The sequence below is a fragment of the uncultured Phenylobacterium sp. genome, assembly GCF_902826855.1.
In the GTDB taxonomy this organism is placed as follows: domain Bacteria; phylum Pseudomonadota; class Alphaproteobacteria; order Caulobacterales; family Caulobacteraceae; genus Phenylobacterium.
Genome location: NZ_CADEGK010000009.1, coordinates 19517 through 37561, shown reverse-complemented (window position 1 = coordinate 37561; position 18045 = coordinate 19517). Strand labels below are relative to the sequence as shown.

Here is an 18045-nt window from a genome sequence, read left to right as displayed (position 1 = left end):
CCCGCTTCCTCGCCACTGCGTCAATTGTTCGAAGAACAGGTTTGGGGAGACGGTCGATGGGACTGCGCAGCTGGGCGGCGATCGCGGCGGGGCTGATGCTCGCGGCAGCCACAGGATCGGCCCAAGCCGGCGACACGGTGAAGGTGGCGCAGGGGACGATTCACGGGGCGACCGATGGGTCCGTGACCAGCTTCAAGGGCGTTCCGTTCGCCGCCCCGCCGGTGGGCGACCTGCGATGGAAGCCGCCGACCTCCCCGGCCGCCTGGAGCGGCGTGCGCGAGGCAACCAGGTTCGGGCCGGCCTGCATGCAGATGACCCGGGCGCGGGCCGGCGCGCCGCCGATGGAACAGTCGGAGGACTGCCTGTCTCTCAACGTCTGGACGCCGGCGACCGCCAAGCCCGGCGCCAAGCTGCCGGTGATGGTGTGGATCCACGGCGGGGCGTTCATCCTTGGGACAGGCGGCACGCCATTCTACGACGGAACTCACTTCGCCGAGCGGGGCGCGGTGATGGTGACCGTCAACTACCGCCTGGGCCGGCTCGGATTCTTCGCTCACCCGGCGATCAGCGCCGAGGGCGGCCCGCTGGGCAGCTATGGGTTGATGGACAACATCGCGGCGCTGAAGTGGGTGAAGGCCAATATCGCTCAGTTCGGCGGCGCCCCCGGCAACGTGACCATTTTCGGCGAGTCGGCGGGCGGCATCCTGGTCAACTTCTTGATGGCGGCGCCCGACGCGCGGGGCCTGTTCCAAAAGGCGATCTCGCAGTCCGGGTTTGGGCGCAGCAACGGCGTGCCGATCCGCGGCGAGGGCCGTACGGGCGAGGGCATGGGCGGCGCCTATGCGATCAAGGCCGGGATCACCGGGAGTGGGCCCGAGGCGGCCAAGGCGCTTCGAGCGCTGTCGGCGCAGCAACTGTCGGAGCCGGTGAGCGGCCTGACCGATCCGGCAATCCCCTCGCCGATCGTCGACGGCGTGTTGCTGAAGGAGGGCCCCGAGCTGGCGTTCGCGGGCGGGCGGCAGGCGAAGGTCCCCTACATCGCCGGCGGCACCAGCTATGAGGCCAGCCTGTTTCCGCAGGCGGCGCAGGCGCCGGATATCTTCCTGGCGCGAGCCGGAGCCTTGAAGGACCAGCTACTGGCGGCCTATGGCGGCGACAAGGCCGCGGCGGCCAACGACCTGATGACCGAATCGATGGTGACCGAGCCGGACCGCTACCTGGCGCGGCTGCACGCCAAAGCTGGGCAGAAGGCCTGGCTCTACCACTTCTCCTACCTGCCCGCGGCGCAACGGGGGAAGGTGCATGGCCTCGCGCACGGTGGCGAGATCGCCTACGTCTTCGGCAACCTTCCCACGGCGCCGGTCGTGATGGGACCCGTGACGATTCCGGCGGCGACGGCCGAGGATCGCCAGGTCTCCGACGCAGCGATCACCAGTTGGGTGAATTTCGCCAGGACCGGCGATCCTGGGGAAAATTGGCCGGCGTTCAGCGCGGGTGAAACGGTGCTGGAGTTCGGCGTCGATGGCGTGCACCCGCGGCCCAACTTCCGCAAGGAGAGCCTGGACCTGGTCGAGCAGATGGCCGCGTCAGGGGGACAGTAGCGCCTGCCATCCCAGCGACGGTCATCCCGCTACGCGCTCAAGGCCTTCTCCAGGCACAGGGCTAGCGAGACGCAGGCGGCGGTGGTGACGGCCGTTGAGAGAACCGGATAGCGCGAGGGCGTGTCGGGCGTCTGGTGGTCGAAGAGCCACTGGATCAGGAAGGCTGCGATGAAGCCTCCGATGATCCAGGTGTCGGGGGTGCGGCCGCGGGACAGCAGGATCACCCAGCCGGCGACGGCGCACATGGCGGAGAAGACCTGGCGCATGGGCCGCGGCGCAGGCTCCCGGGTTTCGAGCCCCCAGCGCACGCCCCCCAGGAAGGAGAGCACCACGGCGGACCACTGCAGCATCGCCGACAGAGCCGCCGCCATCGTCTCCTGGGGGCCGTAGCCATAGAGGCCGGCGGTGACCGGGAAGGGCGAGAGCGCCACCAGGGCGATGGCCCAAAGCGCGGGCGGAATCGACTCTCGTTTCGCGGGGACCCGCACGTCATCCATGAGCAATCAATCTCTCCGGAATGCCGCCGAGGCCGCCCAACCGGCTACCAGCGCGAACGCCATCGAAGCCAATCCGTAGGACCATGGCCTGTCATGCGCCCATACGTAAAGAGCCCGTTCGAAGCCGACCTTCTTCACGGTGAGGGTTCGCGTACGCGTGGAAACCGCCCGGCCGCCCTGGAACAGCAGGATGTCGGCGCGATAGACACCGGTCGGGGCGCCGGTGGGCAGCTCGATCTCGGCGCGAAACAGGCCGCGGTCGACGAAGCGCACGCCACGGCCGTCCTCGTGATAGAGGCCGGCCTTCTCCTTCAGCCGGACCACCGCGCGGCGCCATACGTAGTAGTCGGCGCCCTGGCGATAGACGACCACGTCGCGCACGCCATAGCGCGTCTCGATCCGCCGTTCCGCGGGCGCATTGATGGGCAGGTGGTCAACACCCGCGCCCAGGCGTCGCAAGGTGCTGAAATTGGCGATGTCCTCCAGCGGGCGGTTGGAGGCGGCGCGGTAGAAGCCCGGCGCCCCGCGGAACACCACGGGGCGGCTGTTCAGCCACAAGCCTGCGACCTTCTGCTTGCGGGTGATGCGCACCGGCTGTTCCGGCCCGCGCACCAGGATCACGACGTCGCTGGGCCGCGCCGCAGGGTCGAAGACGGCGCCGTAGAGCACGATACGGGCGCCCCGGAAATCGGACTTCACCTCGACCGTAGTGTCGGTCAGCGCCGCCGAGATAGCCGCCTGGCCTCCTGCTCCGCCCCCGGTGTGGGATGGGGCGGTGGAGGGGGCGGGAGGAGCAAGCGCGGCGGCGACGGCAAGGATGGGGCCGATCATCCGCCCAGCCCCGACATCAGGACGAACGGCTCGTCGGGGGCAAGGAACAGGTCGAGCCCCATGCGCAGGCCGACCACCAGGACGATGACGGCGAGGACGGAGCGCAACTCCTCCGCGCGGAACCTCGAAGAAGCACGGGCGCCGAACTGCGCGCCGACGATACCGCCGGCGATCAACAGCACTGCCAGCACGATGTCGACCGTCTGGTTGCGGCCGGCCTGGAGGACGCCGGTGAGGCCAGCGGTGACGATGATCTGCATCAGGCTGGTGCCCACCACCATGCCGGCGGGCATGCGCAGGACATAGACCATGGCCGGCACCAGGATGAAGCCGCCGCCCACGCCCATGATCGCCGAGAGCACGCCGACGAAGCCGCCCAGCGCCAGGGGCGGGATGACGCTGATGTAGAGACGCGAGCGGGGGAAACGCATCTTCAGCGGCAGGCCATAGAGCCACACCGGGCGGCGGTCGCGGCGCGGCGGCGGCGGCTGACCGCGGCGGCGACGCAGGATCGCCTGAAGGCTCTCCACCAGCATCAGCGCACCGATAACGCTGAGGAACACCAGGTAGGACGCCGCCACCACCAGGTCGGCCTGGCCCAGAAGGCGCAGGACGCGGAACAGTTCGACGCCGGCGAAGGCCCCGGCGATACCGCCCGCCGCCAACACCGCGCCCATCCGGAAGTCCACCGCGCGGCGGCGTCCGTAGGCGATGACGCTGGAGGTGGACGACGCGGCCACGTGATGGGCCATGGATGAGACCGCCACCGCCGGCGGAATGCCCAGGAACACCAGCATGGGGGTCATCAGGAAGCCGCCCCCGATGCCGAACATGCCGGAGATGAACCCGACGAAAGCCCCCAGGGCCACGATGAGCGGGGCGTTGACCGCGACCTCGGCGATGGGGAGGTAGATGTCCACGTTCCGCGCCTACGTCCGTGCGGGGCCGGGGTCCAGCGGCAATCAGCGCGACGCGAAATAGGGCTTGGGCCCCACGGCCTGGTCGCGCTGGTCCTGCTGATAGCGGAACAGAGCGACCTTGTAGGCCTCGCTGGCCTGACCGTCGGCGGGGCCATCATAGTAGCCGAGCTTGGCCAGTATGCCTTGGGCGTGCCGCACGTTCTCCGAAATCGCCGGCGGCGCCGCGGCGGCGCCGGAGGACGCGGGACGCTGGGCTGTGGGCCGCTGGGCTGTGGGCCGCTGGGCTCCGGGCGTGGCCATGTCGGCGAGCGCGCGCGTGGCTCCGGCGTCGCCCCGCTCAGCCGCCCGCGTGAACCAGCGGCGCGCCTCGGCCAGGTCGCGAGGCACGCCGCTGCCCGATTGGTAGAGCAGGCCCAGGTTGTACTGGCTCTCCACGACGCCGGCGGCGGCGGCCTTCTTGAACCACTGGGCGGCGGCGGTGAAGTCCGCGCCACCTCCCTCCCCGCGGAAATAGTAGACGCCGAGGTTGTGCATAGCGGCCGCGTCGCCGCTTTCGGCAGCCATGGCGGTAAGCCGCCTGGCCTCTTGCGGATCGCGGATCAGGCCCGCCTTCCCGGCGTCATACAGTTGGCCCAGGTAGAGCTGGGCCTGGGCGTCGCCGGCTTCCGCCAACGCCCGCAGCGACTGCAGCGCGCCGGGCGCGCCAGCTTCGACATCGGCGCGAACCTGGGCCAAGGTCGGGCGCGTGGCGCTGCCAGCCTGGCCCGGACCAGGCGCGAGGCCCGGGGTGAGGGCGACGGCGGCTCGAGGGGCGGGACCGAACGGCTGGGCGGCGGTTTCCTGGCGATCGTCCTGGCCCTGCATCAGGGCGATACCGGCCGCGCCGACACTGAGGAAGGCCGCGCCGCCGGCAACCATCAGGGCCGTCTGCAGCGTGGTGTTCTGGGCCCGGCGCGGACGGCCGCCGAAGGCCTGCCCGAAGCCCTGGAACAGCCGGCCGGTCGCCGCGCGCGGTGCGACCTTGGCGGTGACCTGCGGCATGGGCGGCTCGTCCTCGCCGCGGGCGGCGCGGGCGGCGGCGCGGGCCTGCTGGATCACCTCGCGCGTCGACAGCTGTGGCGGGTGCGTGGGCGGCTGGCCGTCAGGCAGTTCGTCCTTAGCGGCGGGCGCGGCGAAGATGTCGTCGTCGTCGGTCTCGGCGATGGGCGCGAAGGTGTCGGTCGCCTCAGGCTCCGGCGGATCGAGCTCCAGCCGTCGCCAAGTCGCGGTGACAACATCGGCGGCGGCCTCAGGGGCCTGAATGGTCTCGGGCCCCGACCGCAGCCCGGCTTCCGCGCGCGCGAAGAGCTCCGGCCCGAAGGGCGCGCCATCGGCGGGTTCGGGCTCCGGCTCGGGCGGCGGGCCGAGATTGTGCCGCCCAGCCTCCTCCAGCAAGCTGGCGGCCCGCTCCTCGCTCTGGCGGATCTGCGCTGCGACATCAGCGGTGGTGCGATCGTGGCGGGCCTCGATGCGCTCGGTGACCCTAGCCACCTGGTCGCCGACGCCTTCGATGGCGCTGGCCGCGCGCTGCTCGGACGCCGTGAGCCGCTCGGCAAGGCCCTGGCTGGCGCGGGTGAGTTCGGCGCTGAGGCGCTCGAAGGCCTGGGCCTGAGCCTGTTCGCCGCGGGCCAGGCGCAGTTCCACGGCGCCCGCTATGCGAGCGACCTCGACGCCGATCTGGTCGATGGCGTCGGCGCCGCGCTGATCGGCCTCCTCCAGCTTCTTCCCCACCGCCTGGGCCATCGACAAGACGTGGCGGCCGATCTCCTCAACGGCCTGGGTCGAGCGGCGCTCGGCCTGGCGGATGTGCTCCGCCATCTCGGCCAGGCGGGTTTCGACCGCACCGCCAGCGCTGTCGGCCAGCTTCTGGGCCACCTCGGCGCGGACGGCTTCGACTCGATGGGTGAGCACCTGGGCCAGGGACTCGAACTTCAGTTCCGCATGGTCGGTGGCGCCGTGCTCGACGCTCCAGACCCGCTGGTCGAGAGCCGACAGCGAATTCTGCAGCGCTTCGAGCGCCTGCGTCGTGCGGCCCTCGGCCTCGGCGATCCGCTCACCCAGTCGCTGCAGCACCGCCTCGACCACCGCGTCGGGCTCCGCGCGAGCCAGGCGGCCCTCCAGGGCGCGGATCGCCTCCAGCGAGCGCGGCCCGACCGCTGCCTCTACGCGCCCGAGGCGCTCGCCAAAGCCGTTCTGCTCGGCCACAGTCTCGGCCAGCGTGGCCTCCAGACGGCCCGCCACGACCGCCTGCTCGCGCTCGGTGGTGTCGATGCGGGCCAAGGCCTGTCGGACCGAATGCTCGACCCCGCCGATAGCCAGGCCGGTACGGGTCTCCGAAGCCTCGATGCGATCGGTAAGGCGGTCCAGGGCGAAGGCCACGCGGGCCAAGTCGGGAGACGTTGGGACCGCCGTTAGCCGCGGCGGCGCGGGCCGAAAGGGTTGCGCGGCCGCGCGGTGCGGCCGCTCGGTGAACTGGCTCTCCGCGCTGACCTCCTCGGGGAGGTCATCATCTAGGATCACGCGGTTCAGCCACTCGCCCAGGGTCATGCCGGAGCGCCGCGCAAGGTCCTTCGCGACCTCACGGGCCTTGGGGTCGATCCCCTTTACGCTCCAGGGCGCCCCCGCGCTCATCCGAATCGCGTCTCCGTGCAGTTAAGGACGTTAGGCGCCGATTGCTGGGGTGTAAACGCGGCGTAGACGCTACATCTGGTGTGCGGCAGCGGTACCTGTGGATGAGGTGGCCCGTCTCGGTTAGGGCTGTCCGATGGATGTTCGTATCATGCTGGGCCTGGCGGGAGGCCTCGCGGCGCTGGCCGGGTTCGCCGGTTGGCGGGGCGCGCGCCCGCCCAATCCCATGAAAGGCCCGCGCCTGATCCCGTGGCGGATGATCATGGTCCTGGCGACGGCGGCGGCGATCGCCGTTCTGTTCACCGCCCTTCAGGCGCTCGGCATCCACCGGCCGGGCGGCTAGGCGGCCTTCGGCAGCGCAGGCTCATCGGCCTTCTTCGGGCGCTTGGCGAGGCCAGCCATGCCGCCTGAGGCCAGCAGGCCGGCATCCGCGAGCAGCAGCGGAATCGCCCACATGCGCGTAGCGGCGACGAAGCGGGGTTGCCAGATGGGATCGTACTTCGACTTGTAATGGCGCACGCCCTGGAAGTTGTAGATCTCCTCCCCACGGTCAAAGATCAGCCGTCCAACGCGTGAGAGCGTCGGGGCCAGGGGACGGTCATCAAGGCCCGACAGCGGCGCCATGCCGAAATCGAAGGCTGCATAGCCCTCAGCTCGACCCCAGTTGATGAGCTCCACGAACAGGTAGTCCATGATCCGCGGCGGCCCCTCGGGCACGAACCGCATGAGGTCGATGGAGAAAGCACTGCGCGAAGCCACGGTCCACAAGGTGGCGAAGGCGATGATCCGGCCTTCCCAGCGCACCAGGGCCACCGGGAACTCTCCGACGTAGCGCTCGGAGAAACCGCCGAGAGAAAAGCCCTTCTCGCCGCCCGCGTGAGTTTCGAGCCAGGCGTCGGAGATTCGCTTTAGCTCCGGCATGATCGGGCCCAGGTCGTCCGGCTGGACGATCTCGAAGGTGGCACCCTCCTCGCCGGCCTTGCGCCACGCACGGCGCAGGTTGCCCCGCTTGGTTCCTTCTATGGTGAAGCTCTCCAGCGGGGCGACGGCCCCCTCGCCCATCTTCTGGATGGCGAAGCCCAGCTCGACCACGTCCGGCAGGTCCTCGGCCTCGAGGTTGTAGAACCCCGGCCGTGCGGCGTGCGCGTCGGCCAGTTCGCGGAAGCGCCAGAGCAGGTCCAGCCGCTCGTCACGGCGACCCACCGTGGCGCCGAGCGCGATCCAACTGCGGCCGCGGACCCCGAACATCAGGAAGCTCTCGCCGGAGGCGGAGAACAGAAACCGCTTGTCGCCCAGCAGCGCGAGGTTCGACGTCGGCCGGGACACCTCGGCCTTGGCCAGGATGGCGCGCACGCGCTCGTAGTCGGGGTCCGCCTCGCCGACGATGGGCGGCGTGGCGGCCGATCCCAGCAACCGCCACACGCCGAAAGCCAAGAGAGCCAGCGCGGAGCCCGCCCACGCCCGAAGCGAGCGGGCGGCGTCCTCGTCGGCCATGACGCGCCACCAGGGGAGGTCGCCGTAATCCGCGTTCTGGAACGACCACAGCCCGATCATCCCGGCGCCGATAACCAGGCACGCGGCCGACGCCAGCCAACCCGGTGTCACTTCCATGCGGCTCAGGCGCGCGGTCCGGGGGAAGGCGTGGTGGAAGGGCGCCAGCAGGGCGGCCAGGCCGAGGAGCAGGGCGCTCTCCTCCCAGACGAAGCCCTTCACCAGGCTGAGCGGGGCGGCCACCAGCAAGGTCACCAGCGTGGCCACCCATGCCCCACCGAGCCGGGCGCGCAGGCCGAACGCCAGCATCACGAGGACCAGGCCCAGCACGCTCGAGACGAAGTGGCTGATCTCGATCAGCAGGACCGGCTCGAACTCCATCAGGCGGATGAACCGGGTGGGCATCGACGGCCGCGCGCCCGAGGCCAGCAGCAGCACGCCGATCCCAAGGGTCAGCAACGCGGCTGTCCAGGGGGCGGCGGCGGTCACGGCGGGATGGCGGAAGAGGCGCATCAGGAGCCTGTATAGGCGAGGTTGCGTGCAGTCCGCTCAAACAACTGTTTCATCCCGCTTGCCCTGGCCCCGACGGGCGCTAAGTTCGGGGCCGACTTAAGTTCCTGGAGACCGCCATGGCCGACTTCGGCGCCACCGAGCTCGACGCGTTCCGCAAGGAGGCGCGTTCGTGGCTCGAGGCCAACTATCCGGCCGAGCTGAACGATACAACGACCCGGACCGATCCCGAGGCGGTGTGGGGCGGACGGCGGTTCGCGGACTCCAGCGATCCGCAGATCGTCTGGATGCGCCGAATGGCGGCCAGGGGCTGGACCACACCCACGTGGCCCAAGGAATACGGCGGCGGCGGGCTGTCGCCCGCCGAGGCGCGGGTCCTGGAGCAAGAGCTGTCGCGGATCAAGGCGCGGCCGGCCGTGCTGGCCTTCGGTATCTGGATGCTGGGCCCGGTGCTGATGGAATACGCCACCGAGGCGCAGAAGCAGACTCACCTGCGCCGGATCGTCAACGGCGAGGTCCGCTGGTGCCAGGGTTATTCGGAACCCGGCGCAGGCTCCGACCTCGCCGCGCTCGCGACCCGGTGTGAGGACAAGGGTGACCACTGGCTGATCAACGGCTCGAAGATCTGGACAAGCTACGCAGATCGCGCCGACTGGTGCTTCTGCCTCGTACGTACTGATACGTCCAAGAAGCACGAGGGCATCTCGTTCGTGCTGATCGACATGGCCACGCCAGGCATCGAAACCCGGCCGATCGCTCTGATCAGCGGGGAGAGCCCGTTCTGCGAGACCTTCTTTACCGACGTGAAGATCCCCAAGGAGAACCTGGTCGGCCGAGTGAATGGCGGCTGGGAGATCGCCAAGCGGCTGCTGCAGTACGAGCGGCAGAACATCTCGGCCGGCTTCGGTGATGGGGGTTCTGCAGGCGGCGCCTCCGGCGACCTGGCCATCCTGGCCAAACAGTATGCCGGCGACGACGGCGAGCTCAGCGACGTCGATCTGCGGGCCCGGATCACCAGGAACAAGATGGACTTCCAGGCCCTGCGCCTGACCATCGCGCGCTCCGCGGCGGAGTCGAAGGGCGGGAACGGGCCATCGGCGACCACGTCGATCATCAAGTACACCGCGGCCGAGTTCGCCAAGGAGCGATCGGAACTGATGATCGAGGCGCTCGGGCACCAGGGCCTGGGCTGGGAGGGCCAGGGCTTCGAGACACCGGAGATCGTCGCCACCCGCGGCTGGCTGCGGACCAAAGCCAATTCGATCGAGGGCGGCACCTCGGAAGTGAACCTTAACGTGGTGGCCAAGCGCGTGCTCGGCCTCCCGGATCCCAAGTAAGAACGAGCTAGGTAGGAGCAGTGTGATGGCGGACTTCGGCGGCGACGTGGAGACCTTCCGGACCGAGGTCCGCGATTGGCTCGAAGCCAACTTCCCCAAGGCGCTCGCGGGCAAACCGGAGCTGCAGCTGGCCAAGCTGCAGGCCCAGCCCGAAACGCCCGAGGCCACGGCCTGGCGCAAGGCGTTGGGCGCCAAGGGCTGGGGCGTGCCGCACTGGCCCAAGGAGGTGGGCGGCGGCGGCCTTTCGCGCGAGCAGATCAGGGTCCTGCAGGAGGAGATGGCCAAGATCGGCGCCCGCAACCCGATCGGCGGCATGGGCGTGACCTTCTTCGGCCCGACCCTCTTGGAGTATGGCAGCGAGGCCCTGAAGAAGGAGCACTTCCCCGGAATCGTGAGTGGCGACGTCTGGTGGTGCCAGGGCTACTCCGAGCCCGGGGCCGGGTCGGACCTGGCGAGCCTGGCCTGCCGGGCGGAGGACAAGGGTGACCACTTCCTGGTCAACGGTTCGAAAATCTGGACAAGCGGCGCACAGCACGCGGACCGGTGTTACTGCCTGGTCCGTACGGACACGTCGAAGAAGCACGAGGGCATCAGCTTCCTGCTCATCGACATGAAGGACCCGGGCGTCACGATCAAGCCGATCCACCTGATCAACGGGACTGCGCCGTTCTGCGAGATGTTCTTCACCGACGTGAAGGTGCCGAAGGACCAGCTCTGGGGACCGCTGAACGGCGGCTGGACGGTGGCCAAGCGGCTGATGATGTTCGAGCGGGACTCCATCGCCGGCTCCCTGGGCGGCGGCAACATCGGCCAGACCGGGCCCGTGCAGACGATCCCGGAGGCGGCGAAAGAGCGGCTAGGCGTCGACGAGACCGGGCGACTGAACGAGCCGGACCTGCGGCGGCGGATCACCGACCACCTGATGGAAAACCGCACCTTCCAACTGACCATGAAGCGCGCGGCGGACGATGCGCGCGCGTCGAACGGGCCGTCGAACACCGCGGCGATCATGAAGTACGCCGGCGCCAAGATCGCAATGGAGCGCAACGAGCTGATGCTCGAGTCGCTGGGCCTGGCCGGCCTCGGCTGGGAGGGCGACGGCTTCGCCGAGCAGGAGCTGGGGGCGGTGCGGTCCTGGCTCCGCTCGAAGGCCAACTCCATCGAGGGCGGGACTTCGGAGATCAACCTCAACATCGTCGCAAAGCGGGTGCTCGGATTGCCCGATCCGAAGTAGACTGCCGGGATTGAAGACGCGGTATTTGAAGCGCTGACATTTCTGGGAGGACGGTGATGGCCGATTTCGGCGGATCCGAGCTGGACGCCTTCCGGGCCGAGGCCCGGGCATGGCTGGAGGCCAACTATCCGCAGTCGCTGCGCGACGACCCCGACGCCGGGACGCGGATGATGATGGGCGGCGTGAAGCCCAGCGGCGACCACCTGGCCTGGAAGCAGGCCATGGCGCAGAAGGGCTGGGGCACGCCGACGTGGCCGACGGCCTACGGCGGCGGCGGCCTCTCCGGCCCGCAGGCTCGCGTCCTGCAGCAGGAGATGGACCGGATCGGGGCCTACAACCCGATGGTCGGCATGGGCCTGTCGATGCTGGGCCCGACGCTGCTGGAATACGGCACCGAGGCCCAGAAGCAGCGCCACATCCCGCCGATCGTGAAGGGCGAAGTCCGCTGGTGCCAGGGCTACTCCGAGCCGGGCGCGGGGTCGGACCTGGCAGGTCTCCAGACGCGCTGCGAAGACGCCGGCGACCACTGGAAGATCAACGGCCAGAAAACGTGGACAAGCGGCGCGCAGTACGCCGACTGGTGCTTCTGCCTGGTCCGCACGGATACTTCGCGGAAGCATGAGGGTATCTCGTTCGTGCTGATCAAGATGGATCAGCCGGGCGTGGAGACACGGCCGATCAAGCTGATCAACGGCGTCTCGCCGTTCTGCGAGACCTTCTTCACCGACGCTCGGGCCGAGAAGGACGACATGCTGGGGCCGCTCAACGGCGGCTGGACGGTGGGCAAGCGCCTGCTGCAGCACGAGCGCGTCGGCCAGGGCGGCGCCCGCACGGCGGGCGGCGGCGGGGTGAGCCTGCCGGACCTGGCCAAGAGGTACGTGGGCGCTGACGCCAAGGGCAGGCTCGCCGACGCCGACCTGCGCGCCCGTCTCGCCGCCCACCAGATCAACGCCAAGGCCCACGTGCTGACGGTGCTGCGGGCCATGGACGAGGCCAAGGGCAACGTGAACCCCTCGGCCACCACCTCGGTGATGAAGAACTCCGGCACCTGGATCGGCCAGAACCGGGCGGAACTGATGCTCGAGATCATGGGTCACCAGGGGCTGGGCTGGGAAGGCGAGGCCTTCGACAAGGACGAACTGGAGACCGTGCGGACCTGGCTCTACGGCAAGGCCACGACCATCTTCGGCGGCAGCCAGGAGGTGCAGAGCAATATTGTCTCAAAGCGCATCCTGGGCCTGCCGGACACGACGCAGGGGTAGGACGCCACCAAGACTCGTCATGGCCCGGCTTGTCCGGGCCATCCATGATCTCGGCCTCGGGAATTTTACCTGCCAGCGCAGCGATCATGGGTCCCCGGACAAGCCGGGGGATGACGATCCTAGATTTTGAAGAGGACGTATTTCACATGGCTGATTTTGGCGGGACGGATCTGGAGGCCTTCCGGAAGGAAGTCCGCGAGTGGGTGGCGCAGAATTTTCCGGCGTCGCTGAAGGGCGCGGGGGTCTCGGCGCTGACCGAGGAGCGCACCGAGCCGACGCCGGCCATGGAGGCGTGGCGCAAGGCCGTCGGCTCCAAGGGCTGGGGCACGCCGACGTGGCCGAAGGAATACGGCGGCGGCGGGCTCTCCAGCGCCGAGGCGCGCGTGGTGAGCGGCGAGTTCGCCCGCGCCGGCGCCTACAATCCCATCGGCGGCATGGGCGTGATGATGTTCGGCCCGACGCTGCTGGAATATGGCACCGAGGCGCAGAAGCAGGAGCACATCCCACCGATCTGCCGCGGCGAGGTGCAGTGGTGCCAGGGCTTCTCCGAACCGGGCGCGGGCTCGGACCTGGCGGCGCTCTCCACCAAGGCGGTCGACAAGGGCGACCACTTCCAAATTGACGGAAGTAAAATTTGGACAAGCGGCGCCCAGTACGCCGACTGGTGCTTCTGCCTGGTGCGCACGGACACGTCCAAGAAGCACGAGGGCATCTCGTTCGTGCTGTTCACAATGCACCAGCCGGGCGTCGAGGTTCGGCCGATCGGGTTGATCGCCGGGTCCTCGCCCTTCTGCGAGACCTTCTTCACCGGCGCGCGGGCCGAGAAGAAGGATCTGGTCGGGCCGCTGAACGGCGGCTGGACGATCGCCAAGCGGCTCCTGCAGCACGAGCGTTCGGGCCTCACCGGGGCCGGCGGGTCGCTGGGCGGCGCCGGCAAGGCGCTGGAGGACCTGGCCAAGGACTATGTGGGCGTGGACGCCAAGGGCAGGATCGCCGACTCCGACCTGCGCACCCGGTTGACCACCAACGCCATGAACATGCGCGCCTTCCAGCAGACGGCGGTGCGCGCGATGATCGAGGCCAAGGGTAACGCCAGCCCTTCCTCGGCCACCTCGATCATGAAGAACGCCGGTACGGAGCTGCTCCAGGAGCGCCACGAGATGACGCTGGAGATCATGGGTTGCCAGGGCCTGGGCTGGGAGGGCGACGCCTTTTCGGCCGCGGAGCTGGCGGCGGTGCGCGGCTGGCTGTTCGGCAAGGCGTTCACGATCTTCGGCGGCAGCCACGAGGTGCAGGCCAACATCGTCAGCAAACGCATCCTGGGCTTGCCTGACCTTACGCAATCCAAGTGAAGTCGTATCAACAACATCCGTCATCCCGGACGGCCTGAAAGGTCGAGCCGGGACCCAGAGGCCGGCGCACGGCCCCTCCTGGGTCCCGGCTCGGCGCCCCGCTCGCGCGGGGCTTGTCCGGGATGACAGCCTATTTTGAGAGAGGAAGAACTACCGATGGCCGTTCTCACCGAAGAACAGAGCATGCTGCGCGACGCGGCCAAGAGCTGGGTGCAGGAGAAGTCGCCCGTCACCGCCTTTCGCAAGATGCGCGATAGCGGGGTCGAGGTCGGCTACGACGTCGCCGCCTGGAACGAGATGGCCGAGATGGGCTGGGCCGGGGTGGTGATCCCCGAGGAGTACGGCGGCTCGAACTTCGGCTACCTCTCCCTGGGCCTGGTGCTCGAGGAACTGGGCCGCACGCTCACCGCCTCGCCGCTGATCGCGTCCGGACTGGGTGGCGCCTCGGCGCTGATCCTGGGCGGCAGCGATGCGCAGAAGCAGGCATGGCTGCCGAAGATCGCCGAGGGCTCGGCCATCGCCGCGCTCGCCATCGACGAAGGTCCCCACCACGCGCCGGACAAGGTCTCCGCGGAGGTGAAGGGCGGCAAGCTGTCGGGCAAGAAGGTGTTCGTGCTGGAGGGCATGGCCGCCAACGTGTTCGTGGTCTCCGCCAAGTCCGGCGGCAAGGTCGAGCTCTACCTCGTGCCGGCCGACGCGGCGGGGGTGAGCCGCACCAAGCTGTCGCTGGCCGACAGCCGCGGCGCCGCCAACGTCGAGTTCAAGGACGTGGCGGTGGGCGACGACGCCAAGCTGAACGGCGGCGCTGAGCTGCTGGAAAAGGTGCTGGACCGCGCCCGCGCCGGCCTCGCCGCCGAAATGCTGGGCGCCGCCACCCAGGCGTTCGAGGTCACCCTCGACTACCTGAAGACCCGCGTGCAGTTCGGCCAGGTGATCGGCTCCTTCCAGGCGCTGCAGCACCGGGCGGCCAAGATGTTCACCGAGCTGGAGCTGTCGCGCTCGGCGGTGGAAGCCGCACTCGCGGCGATCGACGCCGATAGCGCCGAGGTGCCGGAGCTGGCGTCCCTGGCCAAGGCCAAGATGGGCGACACCTTCCACCTGGTGAGCAACGAGATGGTGCAGATGCACGGCGGCATCGGCATGACCGACGCCCACGACGCGGGCTTCTACCTGAAGCGCGCCCGGGCGGCCGAGGCGGCGTTCGGCAACCAGGCGTACCACCGCGACCGGTATGCGCGGATCCAGGGGTACTGATCAGCGGCGGCTCGCGTCAGCGGGCCGCTAGCGGCTGAGTTGCGGGAGCCCCGTCGGTCACTGGCCGGCGGGGTTTTTGCTGCTATGCGACTCGCGTCACTCTAAGTGAGTGGCTGAACACAAGCGCCAGCACTATGTGCCGCGGTCCTACCTTCAACGCTTTGCAAATAATGCCGAGCGCACGACTATCTGTATCGGCAACATTTCCACGCAGCGCGTTATTCTGGGAGCAAGCATCCGAGATCAATGCTACAAGAATTATTACTACGGAACGGATGGTAAACTTGAGGTTGCGATATCATCCCTAGAAGGTCACGCGATCGATCTGTTCCGAAACATAGATCGGTTCGATAATTACCTTCCCAACCGCGCTGAGCGTGAGATTCTCTGGCTCTACGTTGCGACACTGCGCGGCCGCACAGAGGCTGGCGAATTACTGATAGCCAGCTTCCACGAAGGCAGCGCCGACCTCATGGCCAAGCTCTACGGGGCCGCCGCGGCGAAGAAGGCTCTCGAGGAGACACGGCCGCGCACGGACGTAATCGACTCTCTCAGGGCGCACACGCTTTCGTCGGCCTCCTTGTATGACCTCCGCGTGGTGTTCCTGCGGGCCGCTCCGGAAACTCATTTCCTCACCAGTGATGCCCCGGTAATCCAGACAAACATGTTTCGACCTTCGTCGAGGCCAGACCACTCTTCAGGCATGATAACCGCCGGGCTAGTGGTCATAATGCCAATCTCACCTTCGCACTGCTTGTTGGCTTTCGCCCCTGGCGTCTATTCGTACCGGGATACCAATCCAGGTCGAGTAACACTTACAAAGCGAGCGGACGTAATTGCGATAAACCGAGCGATCTCCGCGTCGTCTCTACGAAACATCTACTTTTCCGATCCATCTAGAATTGGATTCTCCGTCAACAGGCGATTGGCAGAACTGGCGCGGGAGGACCGGGAAGGCAAGGTGGTGCTCCAAGTCTATGCCGAGGTGGAGGCGGGAAAGTACGTTCGGACGACCGCTGATGCCGAGGAGGGAAAGAAAGGCTCCTACCTCATCAGCCACCACTTCACCCGGCCGACCGGAGTGCTTGTCCTGGGAGACTTCAATGTCCGGATGAAGCCGAGTTTCGCGGACACCCGAAGCGCAGCGGGACTCGTCCGAGACCGCGCCTGGGCGCAGATCGTGCAAGAGTATTCTGACTTGGGTCGAAAACCGGGATTGGTTCCGTCCGCTCGGGACTTCGCTCTCGCCCATCCCTTGTTTGAGAGGGTCGGTGGCTGGAAGGCTTGGCTAGCTTAGTTGCCCACACCGCGCCCTGAAACCCATGGACGGAGTTTGCCTGCGGGGTGAGGCGCTTCGCCTCGGCCCTGCGCTTGCGCTCCGGGCGTTCGTTGCTGCGATCAGTCTCCCGGACTGATCGCTCGGGCTGGCGCCCGACCGCGCCTCGCCTCAAGGACGGCCCGCAGGGCCGCCGCGGGGCGGCGCGCCAGAGGCGCGTCCTTGACACGCCTCACCTCGCAGGCTCGCAATCAACCATGGGGTTTAAGGGCGGGAGGCATCCTGAAGGATGGGCTTCCGAGGCGCCCCTTCCCGTTCACGGGAAGGGGGGACCGCTCGCCGAGCGTAGCGGAGAGCGAGGGGTGGGAAGGGCGAGCGGCCGGCAGGGCGGTTGGGCCGCCCGGTCGATCCGCTGAGCTTGAGGCTTGCCCTTTCCACCCCCCGCTCTTCGGCCTTCGGCCTCGGCGGGCGGTCCCCCTTTCCCGCAGGCGGGAAAGGAAGGGTGGTGGGGAGGGTGCGTCCGGATCTGGCGTGGTGGGCCCGTAGGGTGAGGCCATGCGCGACGACCGCTGCCCGGCCCGCGAGTGGGCCATTCCGCCGATGGACAAGGAGGCCGGGGACAAGTCCACCGCATTCACTTGGCCGATGGGGAACCTGATCCTGCGGCGGATCGCCGAGGGCGAGACGGTGAAGGCGATCACCGCCGATCCGCGGATGCCGGCCTACTGCACCGTGTTCCGCTGGATGCAGGTCGTGCCGGAGTTCGGGGCAGCGGTGGCGGAGCTGCGGGCGGAGCTCGCGCGGCTGCGTCGGGAGGAGCGGGCGGCCGTCGCGGCCGTGCGGCGCCGGGCGCACGGGCGGTGGTGGCGGGCGGGGCGCAAGAGCACCTATGCGCCGGCGCGGGCGAAGGCGGTGCTGGCGGCCGTCGCGGGCGGGGCCAGCCTGAGCGAGGTCGTGGCGCGGCCCGGCGCGCCGTCGTTCAAGGCCTGGTACCGGTGGCTGCAGGTCGTACCGGGCCTGGCGGAGGCGTACGCCGAGGCGTGCCGGCAGCGTGACCTGATGCTGGAGTTGGCGCGCTATGAGGTCATCGACGCGGCCGAGCCGGGAGGGTTGCGGGCGGCGGGCGCGGCGTTGCGGCGGATCGACGGGCGGCGGGGGCGGATACGGCCGAAGCTGTACCGGTTCGACGCCGAGGATACTCAGCCCACCACCGGCACGAACCGATAGGCTGAGCCGCCCTCTCCCTGCCCCTCGCTCCCCGCGCTGCGCGCGGGGGGAGAGGACGTGGACGGCGAGGCTCAGCCCTTGACGCTGAGCAGCTCGATCTCGTGGCCTTCGGGGTCGAGGATGAAGGCGACGCGCAGCGTGCCGGCGTCGAAGGGCTCGCGCTGGGCCTTGGCGCCTTGGCTGAGCGCGTGGGCGTAGCTGGCGTCGACGTCGCGCACGAAGAAGCCCACCGGGCCGTGGGCGTCGCCGAGGGTGAGCTTGCGGCCGTCCTTGTGCTGGAAGAGGACGAGGTTGGCGCCGCCCTGCTGGCCGGGCTTACCCAGGATGCGTTCGGCGATCTCGTCCATGTCGATCGACTGGGCGACCACGAGGCCGAGCACGCGGCCGTAGAAGTCGACGGCGCCGTCCAGGTCGGAGACGATCAGCTTCGAGAAGGCGTAGGTGGCCGGGGAGACGGTCGCGGCGGCGGCGGGGGCGGTGGCGGTTTCGGACATGGGACTTCCCTGAGCAGGCGGACGCAGAATGGCGCGGAGCCACGCTGTCAGGGGACGCCGCCGAGGTCAAATGGCGGACGCCTCCGCTGTCG

15 protein-coding genes are annotated in these 18045 nt (G+C 68.9%); 9 read left to right on the top strand and 6 right to left on the bottom strand.

The window, feature by feature from the left end; all coding sequences use genetic code 11:
* Positions 1–56: 56 nt before the first annotated feature.
* A complete protein-coding gene (locus QZV94_RS02735) occupies positions 57–1601 on the top strand; it encodes a carboxylesterase family protein (RefSeq protein WP_293676267.1) in 1545 nt (514 codons plus the stop codon).
* 29 nt (positions 1602–1630) lie between these two features.
* Here QZV94_RS02735 and QZV94_RS02730 read toward each other — a convergent pair whose 3' ends face one another.
* Genes QZV94_RS02730 through QZV94_RS02715 form a run of 4 tightly spaced genes read right to left on the bottom strand, consistent with a single transcriptional unit; the run spans position 1631 to position 6519 of the window.
* On the bottom strand, positions 1631–2098 hold the full coding sequence (locus QZV94_RS02730) for a DUF3429 domain-containing protein (protein ID WP_293676279.1): 468 nt from the start codon (positions 2096–2098) through the stop codon (positions 1631–1633).
* A 6-nt stretch (positions 2099–2104) separates the two neighbouring features.
* Positions 2105–2929 carry a TIGR02186 family protein gene (locus QZV94_RS02725; protein WP_293676266.1) on the bottom strand — a complete coding sequence of 275 codons (825 nt, stop codon included), beginning with the start codon at positions 2927–2929 and terminating at the stop codon, positions 2105–2107.
* Positions 2926–3849, bottom strand: coding sequence for a sulfite exporter TauE/SafE family protein (locus QZV94_RS02720; RefSeq protein WP_293676265.1), 924 nt, complete (start codon positions 3847–3849; stop codon positions 2926–2928). Before QZV94_RS02720 ends, QZV94_RS02725 begins: the two co-directional genes overlap by 4 nt.
* A gap of 42 nt (positions 3850–3891) precedes the next feature.
* Complete coding sequence (locus QZV94_RS02715; RefSeq protein WP_293676264.1) at positions 3892–6519, bottom strand: Localization factor PodJS; 2628 nt, start codon at positions 6517–6519, stop codon at positions 3892–3894.
* Positions 6520–6652: 133 nt separating this feature from the next.
* Between QZV94_RS02715 and QZV94_RS02710 the strand changes: the two genes are divergently transcribed.
* The gene (locus QZV94_RS02710) at positions 6653–6859 is read left to right on the top strand and encodes a hypothetical protein (RefSeq protein WP_293676263.1); all 207 of its coding nucleotides are present in this window, start codon (positions 6653–6655) and stop codon (positions 6857–6859) included.
* On the opposite strand, the gene QZV94_RS02705 is transcribed toward QZV94_RS02710, so the two are convergent.
* Positions 6856–8520 carry a phosphatidylglycerol lysyltransferase domain-containing protein gene (locus tag QZV94_RS02705; protein ID WP_293676262.1) on the bottom strand — a complete coding sequence of 555 codons (1665 nt, stop codon included), beginning with the start codon at positions 8518–8520 and terminating at the stop codon, positions 6856–6858. The genes QZV94_RS02710 and QZV94_RS02705 overlap by 4 nt on opposite strands.
* A 116-nt stretch (positions 8521–8636) precedes the next feature.
* On the opposite strand from QZV94_RS02705, the gene QZV94_RS02700 reads away from it, so the two are divergent.
* From QZV94_RS02700 to QZV94_RS02670, 7 genes are all read left to right on the top strand, one after another.
* A complete protein-coding gene (locus tag QZV94_RS02700; RefSeq protein ID WP_293676261.1) occupies positions 8637–9854 on the top strand; it encodes an acyl-CoA dehydrogenase family protein in 1218 nt (405 codons plus the stop codon).
* 25 nt (positions 9855–9879) lie between these two features.
* The gene (locus QZV94_RS02695) at positions 9880–11088 is read left to right on the top strand and encodes an acyl-CoA dehydrogenase family protein (RefSeq protein WP_293676260.1); all 1209 of its coding nucleotides are present in this window, start codon (positions 9880–9882) and stop codon (positions 11086–11088) included.
* Between the two features lie 56 nt (positions 11089–11144).
* Positions 11145–12350, top strand: a complete 1206-nt coding sequence (locus QZV94_RS02690; RefSeq protein WP_293676259.1) for an acyl-CoA dehydrogenase family protein — start codon at positions 11145–11147, stop codon at positions 12348–12350.
* Positions 12351–12496: 146 nt separating this feature from the next.
* The gene (locus QZV94_RS02685; protein ID WP_293676258.1) at positions 12497–13702 is read left to right on the top strand and encodes an acyl-CoA dehydrogenase family protein; all 1206 of its coding nucleotides are present in this window, start codon (positions 12497–12499) and stop codon (positions 13700–13702) included.
* A gap of 156 nt (positions 13703–13858) precedes the next feature.
* On the top strand, positions 13859–14956 hold the full coding sequence (locus QZV94_RS02680) for an acyl-CoA dehydrogenase family protein (protein WP_293676257.1): 1098 nt from the start codon (positions 13859–13861) through the stop codon (positions 14954–14956).
* Between the two features lie 109 nt (positions 14957–15065).
* Positions 15066–16253, top strand: coding sequence for a DUF4238 domain-containing protein (locus tag QZV94_RS02675; protein ID WP_293676256.1), 1188 nt, complete (start codon positions 15066–15068; stop codon positions 16251–16253).
* Positions 16254–16787: 534 nt separating this feature from the next.
* Positions 16788–17459, top strand: coding sequence for a hypothetical protein (locus QZV94_RS02670; RefSeq protein WP_293676255.1), 672 nt, complete (start codon positions 16788–16790; stop codon positions 17457–17459).
* A 71-nt stretch (positions 17460–17530) separates the two neighbouring features.
* On the opposite strand, the gene QZV94_RS02665 is transcribed toward QZV94_RS02670, so the two are convergent.
* Complete coding sequence (locus tag QZV94_RS02665) at positions 17531–17953, bottom strand: VOC family protein (protein WP_293676254.1); 423 nt, start codon at positions 17951–17953, stop codon at positions 17531–17533.
* Between the last annotated feature and the right edge of the window lie 92 nt (positions 17954–18045).

What these genes read in the sequence shown, in the direction of transcription:
- QZV94_RS02715 (WP_293676264.1), bottom strand. Translation starts at nt 6,519, where the DNA reads ATGAGCGCGGGGGCGCCCTGGAGCGTAAAGGGGATCGACCCCAAGGCC.
- QZV94_RS02705 (WP_293676262.1), bottom strand. Translation starts at nt 8,520, where the DNA reads ATGCGCCTCTTCCGCCATCCCGCCGTGACCGCCGCCGCCCCCTGGACA.
- QZV94_RS02730 (WP_293676279.1), bottom strand. Translation starts at nt 2,098, where the DNA reads ATGGATGACGTGCGGGTCCCCGCGAAACGAGAGTCGATTCCGCCCGCG.
- QZV94_RS02735 (WP_293676267.1), top strand. Translation starts at nt 57, where the DNA reads ATGGGACTGCGCAGCTGGGCGGCGATCGCGGCGGGGCTGATGCTCGCG.
- QZV94_RS02695 (WP_293676260.1), top strand. Translation starts at nt 9,880, where the DNA reads ATGGCGGACTTCGGCGGCGACGTGGAGACCTTCCGGACCGAGGTCCGC.
- QZV94_RS02685 (WP_293676258.1), top strand. Translation starts at nt 12,497, where the DNA reads ATGGCTGATTTTGGCGGGACGGATCTGGAGGCCTTCCGGAAGGAAGTC.
- QZV94_RS02725 (WP_293676266.1), bottom strand. Translation starts at nt 2,929, where the DNA reads ATGATCGGCCCCATCCTTGCCGTCGCCGCCGCGCTTGCTCCTCCCGCC.
- QZV94_RS02690 (WP_293676259.1), top strand. Translation starts at nt 11,145, where the DNA reads ATGGCCGATTTCGGCGGATCCGAGCTGGACGCCTTCCGGGCCGAGGCC.
- QZV94_RS02670 (WP_293676255.1), top strand. Translation starts at nt 16,788, where the DNA reads ATGCGCGACGACCGCTGCCCGGCCCGCGAGTGGGCCATTCCGCCGATG.
- QZV94_RS02680 (WP_293676257.1), top strand. Translation starts at nt 13,859, where the DNA reads ATGGCCGTTCTCACCGAAGAACAGAGCATGCTGCGCGACGCGGCCAAG.
- QZV94_RS02700 (WP_293676261.1), top strand. Translation starts at nt 8,637, where the DNA reads ATGGCCGACTTCGGCGCCACCGAGCTCGACGCGTTCCGCAAGGAGGCG.
- QZV94_RS02710 (WP_293676263.1), top strand. Translation starts at nt 6,653, where the DNA reads ATGGATGTTCGTATCATGCTGGGCCTGGCGGGAGGCCTCGCGGCGCTG.
- QZV94_RS02665 (WP_293676254.1), bottom strand. Translation starts at nt 17,953, where the DNA reads ATGTCCGAAACCGCCACCGCCCCCGCCGCCGCCGCGACCGTCTCCCCG.